This window comes from Rhodococcus sp. USK10, assembly GCF_019378875.1.
Classification (GTDB): Bacteria; Actinomycetota; Actinomycetes; order Mycobacteriales; family Mycobacteriaceae; genus Rhodococcus_F; species Rhodococcus_F pseudokoreensis.
This window is the reverse complement of sequence record NZ_CP076048.1, coordinates 6,070,137-6,089,787: the sequence shown is the minus strand read 5'-3', so window position 1 is coordinate 6,089,787 and position 19,651 is coordinate 6,070,137. Positions and strand designations below refer to the sequence as shown.

The window sequence follows — 19,651 nt, the reverse complement described above, 5'->3', positions numbered from 1 at the left end:
CATGCCGACCCTTGCACCCGAAGCACCACCGACCTCTCGACCCGCGCTGCGCCGCGGCGCCGCCTTCACCCTCGTCGCGGTCGTGATCGCCACCCTCCTCGGCGCGTCCGCCGCACCGACACCGCTGTACGAGCTGTACCAGTCGAACTGGGGCTTCTCCTCGCTGCAGTCGACGCTGGTCTTCGGCATCTACGCCGTGAGCCTGCTGCTCGCACTGCTCACCGTGGGAGCCCTGTCGGACTACGTCGGCCGGCGCCCCGTCCTGATCACCGCGCTCGCGTTCGAGGCGGTCTCGATGATCATGTTCGCGACCGCCGAAGGCATCGGACTGCTGCTGCTCGCCCGGGTGGTGCAGGGATTCGCGACCGGCGCCGCGATCAGCGCCCTCGGTTCCACCCTCCTCGACCTCGAACGCACACCGGGACGCGGCGCCACCGTCAACAGCATCGCGCCCACCGCCGGTCTCGCGCTGGGCGCCATCGGATCGAGCCTGATCAGCGAGCACCTTCCCCGGCCCACCAGCACCGTGTTCCTGGTGCTCCTCGTGCTGTTCGTCGTCGAGATCCTCGGCATCTGGGCGGCACCCGAGACGGCGGTCCGGCAGAAGGGCGCGCTGGCGTCGATGCGACCGGCGCTCGCGGTCCCGTCCACCGCACGGAGAATGCTCGTCGCCACGGGACCGTGCCTGATCGCCGTCTGGGCGCTCGGCGGCTTCTACCTGTCGCTCGGACCGTCACTCGCCCGCAACGCCCTCGATGTGCACACGTCGCTGATCGGCGCAATCATGGTCGCGACGCTCACCGGGACCGGTGCACTCGCGGTGTTCCTGCTGCGCAACGTCGCGGCACGGCGCGTCCTGGTCGTCGGAGCGGCGGCCCTCGTCGCCGGTGTCGCCGTCACCCTGATCGGTGCCGAAACATCCTCGGCACCCTTGATTCTCGCGGGAACCGCGGTCGCGGGCATCGGATTCGGCGCCGGCTTCCAGGGCACCATCCGCACCGTCATGCCGCTCGCCGAACCGCACGAGCGGGCGGGACTGCTGTCGAGCATCTACGTGATCGCCTACCTCGCCAACAGCGTTCCCGCGCTGGTCGCCGGATACCTCGTCGGGCAGGTCGGGCTCGTCGACACCACCCGCATCTACGGCGGACTCGTCATCGTCCTCGCCGCGGCGGCCCTCCTGCGCAAAGCGCCCGTGAGTACTTCTTAACCGCCCGCGGTTAACAAGTACTCACGGGGTCTTGATCTCGCCGTACCTCGCCAGCGCCTCCTGGCGTTCGTGGGCGTGGTCGACGATCGGCGGCGGATAGTCTTCGGGGCGGCCGTCTTTCAGGGCGTGGACGGCCTTCCCGGAGATCCGGCGCAGTTCGGGCACCCACCGCCGCACGTATTCGCCGTCGGGGTCGAACTTCTCCCCCTGTGTCGTCGGGTTGAACACCCGGAAGTACGGCGACGCGTCCGTCCCCGAGCCCGCCGTCCACTGCCAGCCGTGCTGGTTGTTCGCCAGGTCGCCGTCGACGAGTTGGTTCATGAAGTAGCGGGCGCCCCGCCACCACGGCAGGTGCAGATCTTTGACGAAGAACGACGCGACGATCATCCGCACCCGGTTGTGCATCCAGCCTTCGGCTTTCAGCTGACGCATCCCGGCATCGACGATCGGGAACCCCGTCCGGCCCTCGCACCACGCCGTGTACGCCTCCTCGGCGTCGGGTCCGCTGTCGTAGCGGATCTGGTCGAAGCGGCGGTCGTAGTTGCCCCGTGCGCTGTCGGGGCGCTGGAAGAGGATGTCGGCGTAGAAGTCCCGCCACGCGAGCTGCCGCCGGTACTGCTCGGCGCTCTTGCTGCGGCGGCGGGCGAGATCGCGGAGCATCGTCCGCGGATGAATGTTGCCGTACTTCAGGTACACCGACATCCGGCTGGTCGCGTCGAGCCCGGGACGATCCCGCGCGTCCTCGTACCCGGCGAGGTCGTCCTCGCAGAACTCCGCCCACCGTTCCAGCGCCGCCGCCTCCCCCGCGGCGTACCCGTCGGATTCGGGTTCGGGGATCTGCACCCGCCGCGTCTTCACGTCGTCCGGGTCCATCCACTCCACCGTCCCGGGACCGGTGTCGATCGGCGCGCGCCACCCGTGCTCGAGCCACTGCCGGAAGTACGGGGTGAACACGCGGTACGGTTCCCCGTCCGCCTTGGTCACCCGGCCGGGCGCCACGGCATACGGCGAACCGGTGGCCACCAGGTCGATTTGCTCGGCGACGGCGGCATCCCGCTCGCGACCGTAGGGTCCGTAGTCGGCGCTGACGTGCACTTCTTCGGCCGACACCTTCTTCGCGATCCGCGGAACCACGTCGACGGGATCGCCCTTCACCACCAGCAACCGGCCGTCGAGTTGGTCGTCCAGTGCGGCGAGGCTGCGGAACAGGAAGTCCCGGCGGGCACCGCCCGACGTGGTCAGCAGCCGGTCGTCGAGCACGAACAGGCCGAGTGCACGCGCCCCCGACTCGGCGACCGTGTGGAGCGTCGGCAAGTCGCCGAGGCGGAGGTCGCGGCGGAACCAGACGAGTGCGGTGTCCATACCTGCCACGGTAACGAAGCGCGGGCCGCTCAGTTGGTGGAGCGGGCCGAAGACAGCACCGACAGGTACGGGGCATCGATGTCGTAGTGCGTGAACGCGGACAGCGCCGCGCGGGCGAACGTCCGCTGCACCGCCCACTGCCTGCCGGGCTTGGTCCGCGCGGTGATCCGCAGCGTGACCGATTCCGCAGTCACCGAGTTCACGCCCAGCAGTTCCGGGGGTTCGAGCACGTCGGCCGCGATCGCGTCGCCCTTGGCCGCCTCGGTGACCGCCTCCAGCGCCACCTCGCACGCCCGCTGCACGTTGGCGGCGTGCGCGATCGGCAGATCGACCACCGCGACGGCGTACCCCTGACTCATGTTGCCGACCCGCACGATCTCACCGTTGCGGCAGTACCAGAGCGTGCCGTTGACGTCGCGGATCGTGGTGACCCGCAGACCCACCGTCTCCACCGTTCCCACGGCCTCGCCGAGGTCGACGACGTCGCCGACCCCGTACTGGTCCTCGAGCAGCATGAAGATTCCCGACAGGAAATCCCGGACCAGATTCTGGGCACCGAACCCGAGTGCGACACCGATCACACCGGCGGACGCGATGAACGGCGCGACGTTGACGCCGAGGACGGCGAGCACCTGGAGCACCATCCAGACGAGCACCACGATCGACACCGTCGACTTGAGCACCGACCCGATGGTCCGGGCGCGTTGCGCGCGACGCTCGTTGACCATGGCTTCCTTGACGCCGCGCGGGGCGCGCTCCCGCAGAGGCCGGAGCATGGCCGGCTTGTCCGAGGGCTCCCGGGGACGTGTCATCCGTTCGATCATCCGGTGCAACGCGAATCGCAGTACGAGCGCCAGGACGACGTAGGCCGCGATCTCGGCCGGCCGGTGAATCAGCCAGTCACGGTTGGTTTCGGTCAGTTCGAATGCCTGCAGCGAAGGAAACATCCCCAACGAGTGTACGGACGAGACACGCTCTCACAACTGCCATCCGCACGCTCTGTGGTCGCGCCCACGGCACAATGCAGGAGTGACCGTCACCGACTCAGCCAGTGTCCTCGTGGTCGACGACGACGAGGACGTGCGGACGTCCCTCGAACGCGGCCTGCGCCTGTCCGGATTCACCGTCCTCACCGCCGTCGACGGCGCCGACGCACTGCGGGTGGTCAGCGAACAACGTCCGGACGCGATGGTGCTCGACATGAACATGCCGGTCATCGACGGCACCGGCGTCGTCACTGCGCTGCGCGCGATGAGCAATGACATCCCGATCTGTGTGCTCAGCGCCCGCGACACCGTCGACGACCGCATCTCGGGTCTGGAGTCGGGCGCCGACGACTACCTGGTCAAGCCGTTCGTCCTCGCCGAACTGATCGCCCGGATCCGGGCGATGCTGCGCAGGCGCGGCACGACCGCCGCGGCGCCGGCCGACTCGCCCGCGTCCCCGCCGATCCGCATCGGTGCGCTCGAGATCCGGCTGTCCGAACGGCGGGTCTTCATCGCGGGCGGGGAGATGACGCTGACCAAGCGGGAGTTCGAACTTCTCGAGGTTCTCGCCCGCAACGTCGGCATCGTCCTGAGCCGTGAGCGGCTCCTCGAACTGGTGTGGGGATACGACTTCGTCGCCGACACAAACGTGGTGGACGTCTTCGTCGGCTACCTGCGGCGCAAGTTCGAGGTCGGTGGTCAGCCGCGCCTCCTGCACACGGTCCGCGGAGTGGGGTTCGTGCTGCGGGAACCGTCGTGAAACGGTCGTTCTCCCTCCGGACCCGTGTGGCCGCCGCGACGGCGCTCGGGGCGACGATCATCGTCGTCGCGCTCGGCATCCTGGTGTCGCTGGCGATCAACCGGAACAACCTGGCGCAACTCGACCGGCGGCTGGAGACGGCCTCGGATGTCCTGGTGCCCAACGCGGCCACCGCCGGGCTGTTCCTCGGGGCGCTGGGCGACAAGGGCGCGTTCGCGATCACGATCCGTTCGGCAGACGGCGACACCGTGCTCGTCAGCACCCCCACCCAGCTGCCCGAACTCGACCCCGGCTCGCAGACGGTGCGGATCGACGACACCTGGTACCGGGCCTACACCGCGACCGTGCCTCTCCTCGGCACCCGGATCTCCCTGGCCGTGCCGTACGCCGAGGCGCAGGACGTGACGTCCGAGCAGCAACGGCAGGTGGCCCTGGTGGGGGTCCTCGCCGTCGCCGCCGCCAGCGGCCTCGGGTGGCTGTTCGGCGGTCGTGCGGTGCGACCCCTGGTCGACCTGACCGGCCGCATCGTGCGCCGCGAACCGAAACTGACACCCACGTCCTCCGGCGTCCGGGAGGCGGACGAACTGGCGTCCGCCGCCGAGTCAATGCTGCGCGACGTCGCCGAGGCGCAGGACGCGACGACCGCCGCGCTCGCGACCGCCCGCGACTTCGCCGCCGTGTCCGCGCACGAACTCCGCACACCGCTCACCGCGATGCGGACCGACCTCGAGGTCCTCACCACTCTCGACCTGACGCCGGAACAGCAGCACGAGATCCTCCGCGACCTCGCCCGCTCACAAGCCCGGGTGGAATCGACGCTGTCCGACCTCGAGCGCCTCGCCCGCGGCGAACTGTCCACCGACAAGGACTTCGTGGACTGCGACCTCGTCGACATCAGCGACCTCGCCGCGGAGGAGGCGATGCGTCACAATCCCGGCCTGCATGTGACCGTCGACGCGGCCCCCGTGACGGTCCGCGGCATGCCCGGCGGACTGCGCCTCACCCTGGACAACGCCATCAAGAACGCGGTCCGGCACGGCGGCGCCACCGCGGTGACGATCACACTGAGAGCAGCCGACGGCATCACCACCGTCGTCGTCGACGACAACGGTTCCGGGGTGCCCGAGGCTGAGCGGACCGCCGTGTTCGAACGGTTCCACCGCGGTTCCAACGCGACGAAGAGCGGATCGGGCCTGGGCCTCGCGCTCGTCGCCCAGCAGGCCGCATTGCACAACGGCAGCGCACGTTTCGAGGTCAGCCCGCTCGGCGGCGCAAGGCTCGTCGTGGAATTGCACACCGACACGACCCGGAAAGCGGAAAGCCCCGCCTCACCCTGAGGTGATGCGGGGCCTTCGGACCGCGGAGACTATTCCTTCACGTCCAGCAGGTCGATCATGAACACCAGCGTCTTGCCGGACAGCTGGTGTCCGGCGCCGGCGGGACCGTAGGCGAGCTCCGGCGGGATGGTGAGCTGACGACGTCCGCCCACCTTCATGCCGGGGATGCCGTCCTGCCAGCCCTTGATGAGGCCGCGCAGCGGGAACTGGATGGACTCGCCACGGCTCCAGGAGGAGTCGAACTCCTCGCCGGACTCGAACTCGACGCCGACGTAGTGCACCTCGACGGTGCCACCGGGGACGGCCTCGGCGCCGTCTCCGACCACCACGTCCTTGACCACCAGGTCGGTCGGGGCAGGTCCCTCTTGGAACTCGATCTCAGGCTTGGTCATGTGTCCTCCTCGATGAGGGCTCTATGGTTCGGCACAGGTGTTCGCGATCAGCGACCTGTGACGTCCTTGTAGTCACGCTCGGTGTAGCCGGTGTAGATCTGGCGCGGACGGCCGATCTTCGTAGCGGGATCTTCGTGCATCTCGCGCCAGTGTGCAATCCACCCGGGCAAGCGGCCCATGGCGAACAAAACGGTGAACATGCGAGTGGGGAAGCCCATCGCGCGGTAGATCAGACCCGTGTAGAAGTCGACGTTCGGGTACAGCTTGCGCTCGACGAAGTAGTCGTCGGTCAGCGCCGCCTCTTCGAGAGCCATCGCGATGTCGAGCAGTTCGTCGTCGCCGCCGAGCTTGTCGAGGATGGTGTGCGCCGTCTGCTTGACGATCGCCGCGCGCGGGTCGTAGTTGCGGTAGACGCGGTGCCCGAAGCCCATGAGCTTCACGCCGTCTTCCTTGTTCTTGACCTTGCGGACGAAGTCGCCTGCGTTGCTGCCGCTGGCCTTGATCTCGTCGAGCATCTCCAGCACCGCCTGGTTGGCGCCGCCGTGCAGCGGGCCCCAGAGTGCGTTGATGCCACCGGAAATCGAGGTGAACAGGTTGGCGTCGGAGGAGCCGACCAGGCGCACCGTCGACGTCGAGCAGTTCTGCTCGTGGTCGGCGTGCAGGATCAGCAGCATGTCGAGTGCCTTGGCGATCTCGGGATCGATCTCGTAGGGCTCCGCGGGGAAGCCGAACGTCATCCGGAGGAAGTTCTCGACGAGGTTCAGGGAGTTGTCCGGGTACAGGAACGGCTGCCCGACGGACTTCTTGTACGCGTAGGCCGCGATGGTCGGCAGCTTCGCGAGAAGGCGGATGGTCGACAGTTCGACCTGTTCCGGGTCGGCCGGGTCCAGGGAGTCCTGGTAGTACGCGGACAGCGCGTTGACGGCGCTGGACAGCACCGGCATCGGGTGCGCGTTCCGGGGGAACCCGTCGAAGAACCTCTTGAGGTCCTCGTGCAGCAGGGTGTGGCGCCGGATCCGGTCGGTGAACGACTCCAGCTGCGCCGCGGTGGGCAGCTCACCGTAGATCAGCAGGTAGCTGACCTCGATGAAAGTCGACTTCTCGGCCAGCTGTTCGATCGGGTATCCGCGGTAACGGAGGATCCCCTTCTCACCGTCGATATAGGTGATCGCGGAGCTGGTGGAGGCGGTATTGACGAAACCCGGGTCCAGGGTGGTGTACCCGGTGCTGGCGAGCAGCTTGCCCAGTTCGATACCGTCATTGCCCTCGGTTGCCCTGGCAATGGACATCGTGTGCTCACCACCAGGGTAGGTAAGCGTGGGCTTTGTGTCATTGTCAGGCACGAAGCATCCCTCTCAAGCTCAAACCAATGAGTAACAACTTCATTCAGGTAGAAACTAGCCCCACTCTGGCCTACCTGCCGAAGGCGGGTCCGCTCAGGGGCCGTGACGCGGCCTCCCCGCGGGATGCGTGGCGACCTCGGGGAAGGGTCGGCGAACGGGTTGGTCGAGTGTCCGATTTGCCCGCACGGCGCGGGAGCGGAATCCGTGAGGGCCAGTTGCCCGGGACTGGACTGGCCTCATTACCTGCACCGATGCCGAGGACGGCGGAGAACGCACGCCGCGTCACCCGATTCGGTGAGGGAAGTACAGAGGCTGGCACAAAGACCGTCGGCCGCGACGGAAGAACCCCCGCCGGACGTATCGACCGGACCGCGACCGGTGTTACACCGTCTCACCAAGTGGGCACCCAGCGGTCGAAAGTTGAATCGCTACGACCCCAGCGCCGACATGCCCCACACACCGGTCCACTGCTGTCCCGGAGCGAGCACCAACTGATCGATTCCGGAGTTGAACGCATCCGGTGGGCACGTCATCGGCTCCAGGGCCAGCGCCCGGCCGCGGCCCGGGTACGACTTGCCCGCATCGGGATCCGCGACGAACGCCTGCAGCCAGCCGAATTCCCGGGCCGCCCACAGGACCGTTCCGGTGCCGTCCGGTGCGCGCAATTCGTGCCGCGACCTGCCGTCCACGTCGACGTCCAGTGCGCTGAACGGGGTGTCGAGGGCCACACCCGACAGCGTGCGGGGGCTGGTGAAGTCGTATTCGGTGCCCGCGACGGCCTGCGAACCGCCGCTGGGCAGCATCCGCTCGTCGAGCGGCAGCCGGGTGCCCGCCGACAGGCGCAGCGTGCACTCGTCGAGGGGGACGTCGCCGGCGCGGACGTAGGAGTGGAAACCCATCCCGAACGGCGCCGGGATGGCCCCGGTGTTGGTGGCGGTGTGCGTCACGGTGAGGCCGTCGTCGCCGAGTGCGTAGTCGACGGTGAGCCGCAGCGGGTACGGCCACCCCTTGTGGAGGCCGACGTCGATCGACAACTCGATGCGGTCGTCGGCGTGATGTACGACACGCCAGTCCCGGCGACGGACGAATCCGTGGCTCGCGTTGGCGAACCCCGGCTCCGTGATCTCGAGCTGGTGGTCGATGCCGTCGAAGACGAACCGGCCGTCGCGGATCCGGTTGGGCCACGGCGCGAGGATCAGCCCGGCCGACAGCGGTGGCCGGGTGCCGAGGTCCCACGTCTCGGTGAGCGCCACAGGCCCGTCCGGACCGTCCCGTTCGAGTAGCCGGAGTCCGGCACCGGTGGCCGCGATACCGGCCCGGTAGCCGCCGCCCCGGATCTCGAATCCAGCCGTGGCAGGCCTGTCCGTCTTCGACGACTGCGATTCACCCATGCATTTCAGTGTGCACGAGATCTGCACGAGATATGTGATGGCGCACAGGAACCTAGCGCGTGACCTTGTACCGCATCAGTGCCGGGAACGCGAGCGCGGCGATCACCACGCCGATGACGACGAGGACGCCGCCACCCGCTGCGGCGACGCTTGTTCCGACCGCCGCGGCCGCTGCGCCGTGCAGGACGTCGCCGATCCGCGGACCCCCGGCGACGACGACGATGAAGACGCCCTGGAGTCGTCCGCGCATCTCGTCCGTGGCGACCTGCTGGAGCATGGTGCTGCGGAACGCGGCGGAGACCATGTCGACGGCGCCGCCGAACGCGAGGAACGCCAGAGCGATCCACAACAGCGCGGGACTGCCGTCCGGTGAGGCGAGTCCCACGACGACGCCGAAGCCCACCATCGCCAGACCCCACAGCGCGATGCACACGATCACGGCGCGGCCCTGACGCCGGACCCTCGGCAGCCAGCCGGAGAACACGCCGCCTGCCACCGCGCCGACGGACATCGCCGCGAACAGCAGGCCGAGCGCCACACCGCCGGAGGCCGGATCGCCGAACGTGTCGTGCGCGATCTGCGGGAACAACGCCCGCGGCATGCCGAACACCATCGCGATGATGTCGACGACGAACGACGCGAGCAGCACCTTCTGGGTGGCGAGGTAGGCGAACCCGTCGAACACCTCGCGCAGCCCGGCGCGCCGGGACTCCCCCGTCGGCGGGATGGCCGGCAGCCGGAGGACCGCCCACAGGGTGGCCAGGAGGGCGATCGAATCGACGAGATACAGCGTGGACAGCCCGACCACCGGGATCATGACCCCGGCGAGCAGCGGTCCGGCGATCGCGCCGAACTGCATGACCGTCATGTTGAGCGAGTTGGCCGCGGGCAGCTGTTCCGCCGGGATGAGCCGCGGGATGATCGCGCTGCGGGTCGGCTGGTTGACCGCGAAGAATGCCTGCTGCAGTCCCAGCAGCACGAGCACCAGCCACACGTTGTTCAGACCGAGCGCCGCCTGCACCCAGAACAGCACCGCGGTGAGACCGAGGCCGACGGTGGTGATGGTCAGCAGTTTCCGCCGGTCCATGACGTCGGCGAGCGCGCCGCCCCACAGCCCGAACACGATCAGCGGTACCAGCGCGAAGACACCGGTCAGGCCCACGTACGCCGAGTTGCGGGTGATCTCGTACACCTGCTGCGGCACGGCCACGACGCTGAGCTGCCCACCGATCACCGTCACGATCCCGGCCGCCCACAGGCGCCGGTAGTCCCGGTTCTGCAGCGGCGCCGTGTCGGCGAGCAGCCGCCGCTTCCTCTTCTCGGTGACGGTGTCGGTCATTCTTCCCTTAGCTCGTTTCCCATGCTCACTATTCCCGGGCGGTCACGGCTGCAGCCGCTCCACCGTCCACGAGCCGCCGGCCTGCGACGTCCGGATGCGGTTGTGCATCCGATTGGCGCGGCCCTGCCAGAACTCCACCACCGCGGGGCGGATCAGGATTCCGCCCCAGTCCGGCCGCACCGGGATGTCGACGTCGACGGGGAACCGCTCGCCCGCGTGCAGCAGCGCCGCGTCCAGTTCGGCCCGCGACGCGATCGGCCGCGACTGTTCGGACGCCCACGCGCCCAGCCGGGATCCTCGGGGCCTGCTGTGCCAGTACTCGTCCGTGACCTCGGCACTCACCCGCTCGACCGGGCCGCGGACGGTGATCTGCCGGGCGACGGGCACCCAGGTGAACGTCACCGACGCGTAGGGCACCGACTCCAGCTGGCGGCCCTTGTCCGATTCGTAGTTGGTGAAGAACAGCACGCCGTCGGCACTCAGTCCCTTGCACAGGACGGTGCGGGTGCACGGATGACCGTGCTCGTCGACGGTGCCGAGCGTCATCGCGTTGGGTTCGGTAACCCCGGCCTCCACGGCGTCCTCGAGCCACCGGCGCATCAGGGGAAGCCAGCCGTCGCTCAGCTGGTCGGCATCCAGATCGGCGTCGTCGTACCGTCCGTCGGCGCCCTGCTGCCCGTAGCCGACGCGCATGGCCGCGAGGTCCTTGTTCACCGGTTTCGGCTGTTCTGCATCTGGAGACACAGCCGAGAACGCTACTCCCGGGAATGCACTGATCTGCTCTCCGGTGACACCGGCTAAAGTTTTGGGGACCGAACCCGTCCCCTCGGATTGCAGCCGCGATCGTGCGATGCCCGGGGACGGCAAGTCGATTGCGCGGACGAGGGTGCCTGCCCATCCCGCATGCACGCCCAGCGCAATTGTCGAACGCCGAGACAGTGCCGCTCTGACCGGGGGGCACTCGAACGAGGAGAGTCCACGAGCTATGTCAGCTAGCGCGGCAATACCGGACGATTTCGTCAGCGGACTGGAAGGCGTGGTCGCGTTCACCAGCGACATCGCCGAACCCGACAAGGACGGCGGCGCCCTACGCTACCGCGGCGTCGACATCGAGGAACTCGTCTCCAAGCACGTCACGTTCGGCAACGTGTGGGCCCTGCTCGTCGACGGCCGCTTCGGCCCCGGACTGCCCCCGGCCGAACCGTTCCCCCTCCCCGTGCACACCGGCGACGTCCGCGTCGACGTCCAGGCCGGCCTCGCCATGCTCGCCCCCATCTGGGGATACCAGCCCCTCCTCGACATCGACGACGACACCGCCCGCGAACAACTCGCCCGCGCCTCCGTCATGGCCCTGTCCTACGTCGCCCAGTCCGCCCGCGGCATCTACCAGCCCGCCGTCCCGCAGCGGCGGATCGACGAGGCCAAGACCGTCACCGAACGGTTCATGGTCCGCTGGAAGGGCGACCCCGACCCCGCCCACGTCGCCGCCATCGACGCCTACTGGGTCTCCGCCGCCGAACACGGCATGAACGCCTCCACCTTCACTGCCCGCGTCATCGCCTCCACCGGCGCCGACGTCGCCGCCTCCCTGTCCGGGGCCATCGGCGCCATGTCCGGCCCGCTGCACGGCGGCGCCCCCGCCCGTGTCCTGCCGATGATCGAGGACACCGAGAAGTCCGGGGACGCCCGCGCCCTGGTCAAGGGCATCCTCGACCGCAAGGAAAAGCTGATGGGCTTCGGGCACCGCGTCTACCGCGCCGAAGACCCCCGTGCCCGGGTGCTGCGCGCCACGGCCAAACGCCTGAACGCTCCCCGCTACGAGGCGGCCGCCGCCCTCGAGCAGGCCGCGCTCGCGGAACTGCGCGAACGCCGCCCCGACCGGGCCATCGAGACGAACGTCGAATTCTGGGCCGCGGTCATCCTCGACTTCGCCGAGGTCCCGGCGCACATGATGCCCGCGATGTTCACCTGTGGCCGCACCGCCGGCTGGTGCGCCCACATCCTCGAGCAGAAGCGCCTCGGCAAACTCGTCCGCCCGGCCGCCATCTACACCGGGCCGGCACCCCGCACCCCCGAGTCCGTCGAGGGCTGGGACCAGATCGCCCACACCAGCTGACCGTCTCCCCCGCCTGAATCAGTAAGGAACAGAAAGTAGCGATGACCTCCACACCGATCATCCCCGCAGACCTCCTGCCCGCCGACGGACGGTTCGGCTGCGGACCGTCCAAGGTTCGCCCCGAACAGCTGCAGTCGCTGGTCGAGGTGGGCGCCTCGGTGTTCGGCACCAGCCACCGCCAGAAGCCCGTCAAGGACGTCGTCGCCAGCGTGCGGTCCGGCCTCGCCGATCTGTTCTCCCTGCCCGAGGGTTACGAGGTGGTGCTCGGCAACGGTGGCACCACCGCGTTCTGGGACGCGGCCGCGTTCGGCCTGATCCGGGAGAAGTCGCTGCACCTCACGAACGGCGAGTTCAGCTCCAAGTTCGCGTCGGTCGCGAAGAACAACCCGTTCATCGGTGACCCGATCGTCGTCTCCGCCGACCCGGGCAGCGCGCCCGAGCCGGTCTCCGATCCGTCCGTCGACCTCATCGGCTGGGCGCACAACGAGACGTCCACCGGTGTCGCGATCCCCGTCTCGCGTCCCGCGGGCTCGGAGAACGCGCTCATCGCCATCGACGCCACGTCCGGCGCAGGCGGCCTGCCGGTGAACGTCGCCGACGCCGACGTGTACTACTTCGCGCCGCAGAAGTGCTTCGCCGCCGACGGTGGACTGTGGATCGCGCTGATGAGCCCGAAGGCGCTCGAGCGGGTCGCGGAGATCAAGGATTCGGGTCGCTGGACCCCCGACTTCCTGTCGCTGCCCATCGCCGTGGACAACAGCTCCAAGGACCAGACGTACAACACGCCTGCGGTCGCGACGCTGCTGCTGCTCGCCAACCAGATCGACTGGCTGAACGGCAACGGCGGCCTCGACTGGGCCACGTCGCGTACCGCCGATTCGTCCTCGCGCCTGTACCAGTGGGCCGAGGCCAGCGATTACGCCACGCCGTTCGTCACCGACCCCGCGCACCGCTCGCAGGTCGTCGGCACCATCGACTTCGACGACAAGGTCGACGCCGCCCAGGTGGCGAAGATCCTGCGGGCCAACGGCGTCGTCGACACGGAGCCGTACCGCAAGCTGGGCCGCAACCAGCTGCGTGTCGGCATGTTCCCGGCGATCGACCCCGAGGACGTCTCGCAGCTCACGAAGAGCATCGACTGGGTCGTCTCCCAGCTCGGCTGAGTCCCGGCACCTGCACCGTCAGCCCCCGGCACCGAAGTGCCGGGGGCTGACGGCGTCTCCGGATCAGTCAGTGTCGAGGAAGCGGTGGAACGGCGCGAGGGCCTCGTCGCCGAGATGCGGCCCGCTCACCTGGATCTCGACGCTCGCCGCATCGAGCACGTCGGCGCAACCCAGCGTGAACCGCGGCCCGTCCGGGAGGATCCGGGAGAAGTCCGCGGACGAGGCCGCGTAGACCACCCGCGTGATCCCCGCCCACACCATCGCCGCACTGCACATCGGGCACGGCTCACCGCTCGCGTACATGGTGGCGCCGACGAGGTCGCCCGTCCGGCCTTCACCGCAGGCGGTGGTGATCGCGTCCAGTTCCGCGTGCTCGGTGACGTCGGCGGACGTCGCCACGGAGTTGGCGCCCTCACTGATCACGTGACCGTCGGCGCCGACCGCGACCGCACCGAACGGCCTGTTGCCCGCGTCCCCCGTCTCGTCGGCGAGCTCGATGGCCCGCCGCAGGTGGGCAAGGTCCACGTCGTCGACATCCCTCTGGCTCATCGACTCAGATCCACTTCTGTTCCGACGCCCCGTTGCCGGGCTGTGTCGATCAGTATGCGCGCCGCGGCGAGGTCCTGGAGGCCGATCCCGACGGAGTTGTACAGCGTGATGTCCCGATCGGATGTGCGGGCGACGGCGCGGCCCGCAATCACGTCGCCCAACTCCACGGCGACGTCGTCCGCGGTGATCGCGCCCTCGGCGAGCGCGAGCAGCGTCTCTCCCGATTTGGTCATCGTGGTGGCCACCGAGTCGACGACCACGCGGGCGCGTCGCATTCCCTCGCCGTCGATCTCCCGGTGGTCCGCGCGCGGCGGCGCCCCGACCGCGTTGACGTGCAGGCCCTCTCCGAACCAGGCGCCGAGCACGATCGGATCCCTGGACGGCGTGAGGGTGCAGAGGACGTCGGACGACCGGGTGACCGCCTCGGGTGAGGTCATCGGCTTGATCGAGACGTCGAGATCTTCTGTCCGGCTGCGGAATTCCTCGATCGTGGTTTCCGAGCGCGACCACACCAGCACCGTCTCGACGTCGGACACCCGGGCGATGGCCCGGACGTGTTCGACGGCGAGGGTCCCGGCGCCCACCAACCCCAGCACCCGGCTGCCTGGGCGCGCGAGGTGTTTCGTGGCCACCGCGCTGGCGGCGGCGGTGCGCACCGCGGTGATCAGGCGGCCGTCGAGCAGGGCCTCGCATTCGCCGGTGTCCGCGGAGGTCACGAGCACGGCGGAGCGTTGCACGGGCAGTCCGCGGGCGGCGTTGCGGGGCAGGTCGACGAGCATCTTCACCGCGGCGGCGCCGGCGGAGTGCGCCCCCGCGACCATAGGGATGAAGGCCGCACCGGCGGCGTGGCCCGGCGACTGCAGGGTCATGGCGGGCGGGGCGGGTGCGTACGCCGTCCCGGCCGCCAGGTCGGCGTGCGCCCGTTCCACCGCGGCGAACACCTCGGCGCGGTCGACGAGACCGGCCACATCGGAGTGGGAAAGGATCAGTGTCACAGGAGTTCCTCGCTGAGAGTTCGATCAGGACGTGCGCGCGAACGCGACGGTCAGGTTTGCGGGCGAGCGGCTGTTGCGGAGGAATCCGCTGACCGCGACGATCGCGATCACGTACGGCAGCATGACGAGCAGGGCGAACGGGACCCCGACACCAAGGGCGGGCAGCGCGAACTGGAGGGCCTGTGCGATCCCGAAGAACACGGACGCCCAGATCACGCCGAGCGCCCGCCACCGTCCGGCGATCACGGCCACCACCGCCAGGTACCCGATTCCGGCGGTCATGTTGTCGCTGAACGACCGCACCTCGGACAGCGCGAGTTGCGCACCGGCCAGTCCCGCCGTCAGTCCGGCGACGAGCACGCACAGGTAGCGGACCTTCCGCACCGGCAGTCCGCTCCAGTCGGCCGACTGCGCGTCCTCCCCGACCGCGTCGACGACGAGACCGGCCCGGGTCCGGCGCGACATGGTGACGGCCAGCAGTCCGACCACCGCGAAGCAGAAGTAGCCGAGTGCCGTCTGCGAGAAGAGTGCCGGTCCGAGGATCGGGATCCGGTGCAGCAGCGGGATCTCGAGGGTGGCGAATCCGGGGGCGTTGCGGCCCTTGCCGTCCGCGAGCAGCAGCCGGGCGCCGTAGGTGGTGGCGCCGAGAGCGAGGGCGTTGCTCGCGATGCCCACCACGATCTGATCGGCGCGCAGCGTGACGCTCAGCAGCGCCTGCAGCAGTCCGAACAGCAGTCCCGCCGCCAGCCCGGCCGCGAGACCGGCCACCGAGGATCCGGTGGTGACGGCGCCGAGCACACTGGCGAACGCTCCGGTCAGCATCATGCCCTCGAGGCTGAGGTTCAGCACGCCCGCCCGCTCGCTCACCAGTTCCCCGCTCGCGGCCACCAGGATCGGGAGTGCGAATCCGATGCCGCTGACGGCGATGTCCGACGCCGTGTTCATCATTGCTTCGCTCCAGCCAGGTCGGGGACGTCGTCGGTTTCCGCCGCCGTCGCTGCGGTCGCTCTCGCTCTCCGGCCGGTCGCGGTCCACAGCACCGCGCCCGCGATCAGGATGATCATGAGGGATTCCATGATCGACACGGTCGATGCCGGGACACCGGCTGCGAGTTGAAGGTTGATTCCGCCCGACACGAGGAAGCCGAGGAGCAGCGACACGGCACCGACGGCGAGCATGGAACCGCGGGCCAGGAGTCCGACGACCAGCCCGGAGAACCCGTAGCCGGAGGAGAATCCTTCGACGAGCACGAACGGCGCCGTCGCGACGAGGATCCCGCCCGCGAGTCCGGAGAACGCGCCGGCGCAGGACAGACTGAGGAAGCGCAGCCGCCCGACCGGCAGTCCCAGGCGCGCCGACGCGTCCGGGTTCAGGCCGACGGAGCGGAGCCGCACCCCGATCGCCGTGCGGCGCAGGACCACGCCGACGACCGGAACCGCGATCACCGCGATCCACAGCGCGATCGTCGCCGGCGACCGCTCGATCCCCAGCAGTGGCAACTGCGCGGCCTCGACCAGCGGCGCGGACTGCGGCAGGGTTTCCGAGGACGTGACGGGCTGGCGAAGGAGACTGGGCTCGTGGACCATCAGCAGCACCAGGGCTAGGCCGACGAAGTTGAGCAGCAGAGTCGTGATGATCTCGCTGGTGCCCCGGCGGACCCGCAGGAACGCGGCGATCGCCGCCCACGACCATCCGCCGCCTGCCGCCGCGAGGAGTACCGCAGTGACGGCGATCGGGGCGGGCGTGCCCTCTCCGAGGCCGGTGCCGACCGCGGTCGCGGCGATGCCTCCGACGCACAGCTGGCCCTCGCCGCCGACGTTCACCAGTCCGGCCCGGTGTGCGACGGTGAATCCTGCCGCCACGAGCGCCAGCACGGCGGCAGTGTTGAGGGAGACGCCGATCGCGTAGCCGCTGCCGAACATCCCTTCGGACAGTGCCTCGGCCGTCTCCGTCATGGTGGCGCCTGCGGCGGCGGCGAGGAGCAGTCCGACGAGTCCCGCGACCGCGATCGCGGCGATCGCCACCGGAAGTGGGTGATGCACCCAGATTCGAAGTCGATTCATGCCGCCGTTCCCGTCATCAGTTCACCGATGTGCTGCCGCGCCGTGGCCGCCGCCGTGTCGACGGGCCCGAGCAGGGCCCCTCGGTAGCTGACGAAGATGCGGTCGCAGAGCGCGAGCAGTTCGGGGATCTCGCTGGACACGACCAGCACCCCGGTTCCCGAGGACGCGCAGCCGCGGAGTCGGTTCAGGACGAATTCGACCGCCCCGATGTCGAGTCCACGGGTGGGTTGCGCCGCGACCAGGCACTGCAGCTTCTCCGTCGACAGTTCGCGGGCGAGGACGACCTTCTGCTGATTGCCGCCCGACAGCGAACCCATCGGTGTTGCCGGTCCGGGTGTCCGCACCGAGTACTGCTCGATCAAGGCCCGGGCCGCGGTGTCCATTCGCCGGCGGTCGAGCAGACCCATCCGGCGGAAGCGGTGCAGGCGCCCGAGGAAGAGGTTCTCCGACACGGACAGTTCCGCCACCATCGCCTCCCGGTGACGGTCCTCCGGCACGACCCCGAGACCGAGCCGGGTGCGTTCGGCCGGCGAGGCCGACGTGATGTCGGCGTCCCCGAGCGTGACCGTGCCCGACTCGGGTCGGGTGGCCCCCGACAGCACGGCGACCAGTTCGCTCTGCCCGTTCCCTTCGACGCCCGCGATGCCGACGATCTCACCGGCGCGCACGTCGAAGTCGAGGCCGGACAGGGCGACGCTGCCGTCCGCCCGGGTGGCGTGGATGCCGTCCAGCGCCAGGACGACGGGTCCGGTCGCCCGCCGGTCGGGCACCGCGGCGAGCACGGGGTTCAGGTCCGGCACCGGTCGTCCGACCATCGCGGTCGTCAGCTGGGGAATCGTCAGCTCCGACATGCGGCCCCCATCTGCCACCTCGCCTCCGCGCAGCACGGTCGCGGCGTCCGCGACGCGGGACACCTCACCGAGTTTGTGGGTGACGAGGACGACCGCCTTGCCCGCCGCCGCGACGGCCTGGCACGTCTCGATCAGGGCGTCGATCTCGGCGGGATCGAGCACCCCGGTCGGCTCGTCCAGCAGGATCAGAGAAGGGTCGGTGAGCAGGGCCTTCACGATCTCGACCTTCTGCCGCGCACCGATCGGCATGGCGGAGACCAGCGCATCCGGATCGATCCGCAGGTGATAGTCGTCGGCGAGCCGGTCGAGCCGGGTCCGCAGTGCCGCGCGCCGCAGTCGCAGCCCCCGCCCGGTCAGCAGCAGGTTCTCGCCGACGGTCATCGTGCCGATGAGACTGAAGTGCTGGTGCACCATCGCCACGCCGTCCGCCATCGCAGACGCGGGCGATCCCGGGGCGTAGGCGCGACCGGACAGGGTCATCGTTCCGGCGTCGGGTCGCAGACCCCCGTAGACGACGTTGCAGAGCGTCGACTTCCCGGCCCCGTTCTCCCCGAGAATGCAGTGCACGGTTCCGGGTTGCACCGACAGGTCGACGTCACGGAGGGCCCGAACGTCGCCGAAGGTCTTCCCGATTCCCGTGAGTTGCAGTGCTGGTGTGCTCATGTCAGCCCGCTCGATAGGGCTCGACGGCACCGGTGGCCAGGGCGGTCTTCGCCTTGTCGAGTGCGTCGGCGACGGCGGGGTCGGCGCTGCACAGCAGGAAGTCGGTGCCGCCGTTCGGCGACGTGAGACCGAACGCCACGTTCTCGGCCTTCCACGTTCCGTCCAGGATGGACTGGACGGCGTACTCCACTTCCTTGCCGATGTCGGTGTGCACGTAGCCGACGTAGGCGGGACTCGAGCAGTCGCCGGGAATCGGCCCGCCCACCATCAGCGCGCCCGACTGCGCGGCGGCCTGTTCCAGGCCGGACTTGCCGAGGTTCACGATCTGCCCCACGGCGCCCGCGCCGGCGCCGTAGTTGGCGAGCGCGGCCTGCTTCGCCTTGGCCGGGTCGTTGAAGTCGCCCAGGTACTGCGGGGTGAGCACCTGGGTGCCGGGCCGCGCGAACTCGGCGCCGTTGCCGAAGGCCTTCGCGGCGTTCACGATGGCGGGCAGTTCGACACCGCCGACGAACGACACGGACGGGGTCTTGGACGCCGTCGCCGCCACCGCTCCGCTGAGGAACTCGGCCTCCGCCTGCTGCGGGTCGTAGTAGGCGAGGTTCGGCAGCGGGGACGCGTCGGCGGGTCCGCCGATCTCGACGAACTTCACGTCGGGGAACTGGGGTGCGACCTTGCGGACGTCGGCGTCCGTCTGACCGCCGAGCGAGACGACGAGGTCGTTCGCGGTCGCGAACCGCACCAAGGCCTGCTGGTAATCGGCGGCGGCGACCTGCTCGACGTAACTCAGTTCCACCCGGTCGCCGACGGCTTCCTCGAGTCGCTGGTAGCCGAGGTATCCCGATTCCATGAACCCGGTGTCGGAGACCGATCCCGGGAAGAACACCCCGACGCGCAGGATGTCGCCGGAGGCGGTGCCGGCGTCCGAAGACCCGCAGGCCGTCAGGGTTGCCGCGACTGTTGCGACCGCGCACAGCGCGGGGACGAGGGCTCGGGCGGAGAGGGTCGTGTTCACGCGCTGGACTCCTTGACTCAGGAACCGCCACAGTTAGCGGTATACCGTTATTTGAATTTTGGAGGCGCGTCATTTCCGCCGTGTTACACAGACGTAAGGACCCGCATCCAGCCGAGGGC

At 69.3% G+C, this 19,651-nt stretch carries 18 protein-coding genes; 5 read left to right on the top strand and 13 right to left on the bottom strand.

Going from position 1 to position 19,651, the window contains the following annotated elements:
- Position 1: 1 nt before the first annotated feature.
- Positions 2–1,210, top strand: a complete 1,209-nt coding sequence (locus I1A62_RS35240; protein ID WP_219456870.1) for an MFS transporter — start codon at positions 2–4, stop codon at positions 1,208–1,210.
- 21 nt (positions 1,211–1,231) lie between these two features.
- On the opposite strand, the gene I1A62_RS35235 is transcribed toward I1A62_RS35240, so the two are convergent.
- Both I1A62_RS35235 and I1A62_RS35230 read right to left on the bottom strand, forming a co-directional pair.
- Positions 1,232–2,572 carry a deoxyribodipyrimidine photo-lyase gene (locus tag I1A62_RS35235; RefSeq protein WP_219456868.1) on the bottom strand — a complete coding sequence of 447 codons (1,341 nt, stop codon included), beginning with the start codon at positions 2,570–2,572 and terminating at the stop codon, positions 1,232–1,234.
- A gap of 29 nt (positions 2,573–2,601) precedes the next feature.
- Positions 2,602–3,519 carry a mechanosensitive ion channel family protein gene (locus tag I1A62_RS35230; protein ID WP_124394970.1) on the bottom strand — a complete coding sequence of 306 codons (918 nt, stop codon included), beginning with the start codon at positions 3,517–3,519 and terminating at the stop codon, positions 2,602–2,604.
- Between the two features lie 82 nt (positions 3,520–3,601).
- Here I1A62_RS35230 and I1A62_RS35225 point away from each other — a divergent pair, with 82 nt between their 5' ends.
- Positions 3,602–4,318, top strand: coding sequence for a response regulator transcription factor (locus tag I1A62_RS35225; RefSeq protein ID WP_219456866.1), 717 nt, complete (start codon positions 3,602–3,604; stop codon positions 4,316–4,318).
- Entirely contained in the window at positions 4,315–5,655 is a 1,341-nt protein-coding gene (locus I1A62_RS35220; RefSeq protein WP_219456864.1) for a HAMP domain-containing sensor histidine kinase, read from the top strand. Before I1A62_RS35225 ends, I1A62_RS35220 begins: the two co-directional genes overlap by 4 nt.
- Before the next feature lie 29 nt (positions 5,656–5,684).
- Here I1A62_RS35220 and I1A62_RS35215 read toward each other — a convergent pair whose 3' ends face one another.
- The 5 genes from I1A62_RS35215 to pdxH all read right to left on the bottom strand — a co-directional run bounded on the left by I1A62_RS35215 (position 5,685) and on the right by pdxH (position 10,834).
- Positions 5,685–6,047 carry an FKBP-type peptidyl-prolyl cis-trans isomerase gene (locus tag I1A62_RS35215; RefSeq protein ID WP_015888813.1) on the bottom strand — a complete coding sequence of 121 codons (363 nt, stop codon included), beginning with the start codon at positions 6,045–6,047 and terminating at the stop codon, positions 5,685–5,687.
- Positions 6,048–6,094: 47 nt separating this feature from the next.
- Entirely contained in the window at positions 6,095–7,390 is a 1,296-nt protein-coding gene (locus tag I1A62_RS35210) for a citrate synthase (RefSeq protein WP_124394967.1), read from the bottom strand.
- A gap of 428 nt (positions 7,391–7,818) precedes the next feature.
- Positions 7,819–8,781, bottom strand: a complete 963-nt coding sequence (locus I1A62_RS35205) for an aldose 1-epimerase family protein (RefSeq protein ID WP_219456862.1) — start codon at positions 8,779–8,781, stop codon at positions 7,819–7,821.
- A gap of 52 nt (positions 8,782–8,833) precedes the next feature.
- Positions 8,834–10,120 carry an MFS transporter gene (locus tag I1A62_RS35200; protein WP_124394965.1) on the bottom strand — a complete coding sequence of 429 codons (1,287 nt, stop codon included), beginning with the start codon at positions 10,118–10,120 and terminating at the stop codon, positions 8,834–8,836.
- A gap of 42 nt (positions 10,121–10,162) precedes the next feature.
- Entirely contained in the window at positions 10,163–10,834 is a 672-nt protein-coding gene (gene pdxH, locus I1A62_RS35195; protein WP_219461603.1) for a pyridoxamine 5'-phosphate oxidase, read from the bottom strand.
- 271 nt (positions 10,835–11,105) lie between these two features.
- Here pdxH and I1A62_RS35190 point away from each other — a divergent pair, with 271 nt between their 5' ends.
- Both I1A62_RS35190 and serC read left to right on the top strand, forming a co-directional pair.
- A complete protein-coding gene (locus I1A62_RS35190; protein WP_005244097.1) occupies positions 11,106–12,236 on the top strand; it encodes a citrate synthase 2 in 1,131 nt (376 codons plus the stop codon).
- Between the two features lie 41 nt (positions 12,237–12,277).
- Positions 12,278–13,399, top strand: coding sequence for a phosphoserine transaminase (serC, locus tag I1A62_RS35185; protein ID WP_124392709.1), 1,122 nt, complete (start codon positions 12,278–12,280; stop codon positions 13,397–13,399).
- 63 nt (positions 13,400–13,462) lie between these two features.
- Here the strand turns inward: serC and I1A62_RS35180 are convergent, their stop codons facing one another.
- The 6 genes from I1A62_RS35180 to I1A62_RS35155 are packed head-to-tail and all read right to left on the bottom strand — an operon-like array spanning position 13,463 to position 19,532.
- Positions 13,463–13,948 carry a nucleoside deaminase gene (locus I1A62_RS35180; protein WP_124392708.1) on the bottom strand — a complete coding sequence of 162 codons (486 nt, stop codon included), beginning with the start codon at positions 13,946–13,948 and terminating at the stop codon, positions 13,463–13,465.
- A complete protein-coding gene (locus I1A62_RS35175) occupies positions 13,945–14,943 on the bottom strand; it encodes an ornithine cyclodeaminase family protein (protein WP_124392707.1) in 999 nt (332 codons plus the stop codon). Before I1A62_RS35175 ends, I1A62_RS35180 begins: the two co-directional genes overlap by 4 nt.
- Positions 14,944–14,967: 24 nt before the next feature.
- Positions 14,968–15,891 carry an ABC transporter permease gene (locus I1A62_RS35170; protein WP_219456861.1) on the bottom strand — a complete coding sequence of 308 codons (924 nt, stop codon included), beginning with the start codon at positions 15,889–15,891 and terminating at the stop codon, positions 14,968–14,970.
- Positions 15,888–17,006 (bottom strand): ABC transporter permease, encoded by a 1,119-nt coding sequence (locus tag I1A62_RS35165; RefSeq protein ID WP_219456859.1) that lies wholly within the window; start codon positions 17,004–17,006, stop codon positions 15,888–15,890. Before I1A62_RS35165 ends, I1A62_RS35170 begins: the two co-directional genes overlap by 4 nt.
- Positions 17,003–18,520 (bottom strand): ABC transporter ATP-binding protein, encoded by a 1,518-nt coding sequence (locus tag I1A62_RS35160; protein ID WP_219456857.1) that lies wholly within the window; start codon positions 18,518–18,520, stop codon positions 17,003–17,005. The genes I1A62_RS35165 and I1A62_RS35160 overlap by 4 nt, the downstream gene beginning before the upstream one ends.
- 1 nt (position 18,521) lies before the next feature.
- Entirely contained in the window at positions 18,522–19,532 is a 1,011-nt protein-coding gene (locus tag I1A62_RS35155) for a BMP family protein (protein ID WP_219456856.1), read from the bottom strand.
- Positions 19,533–19,651: the final 119 nt, after the last annotated feature.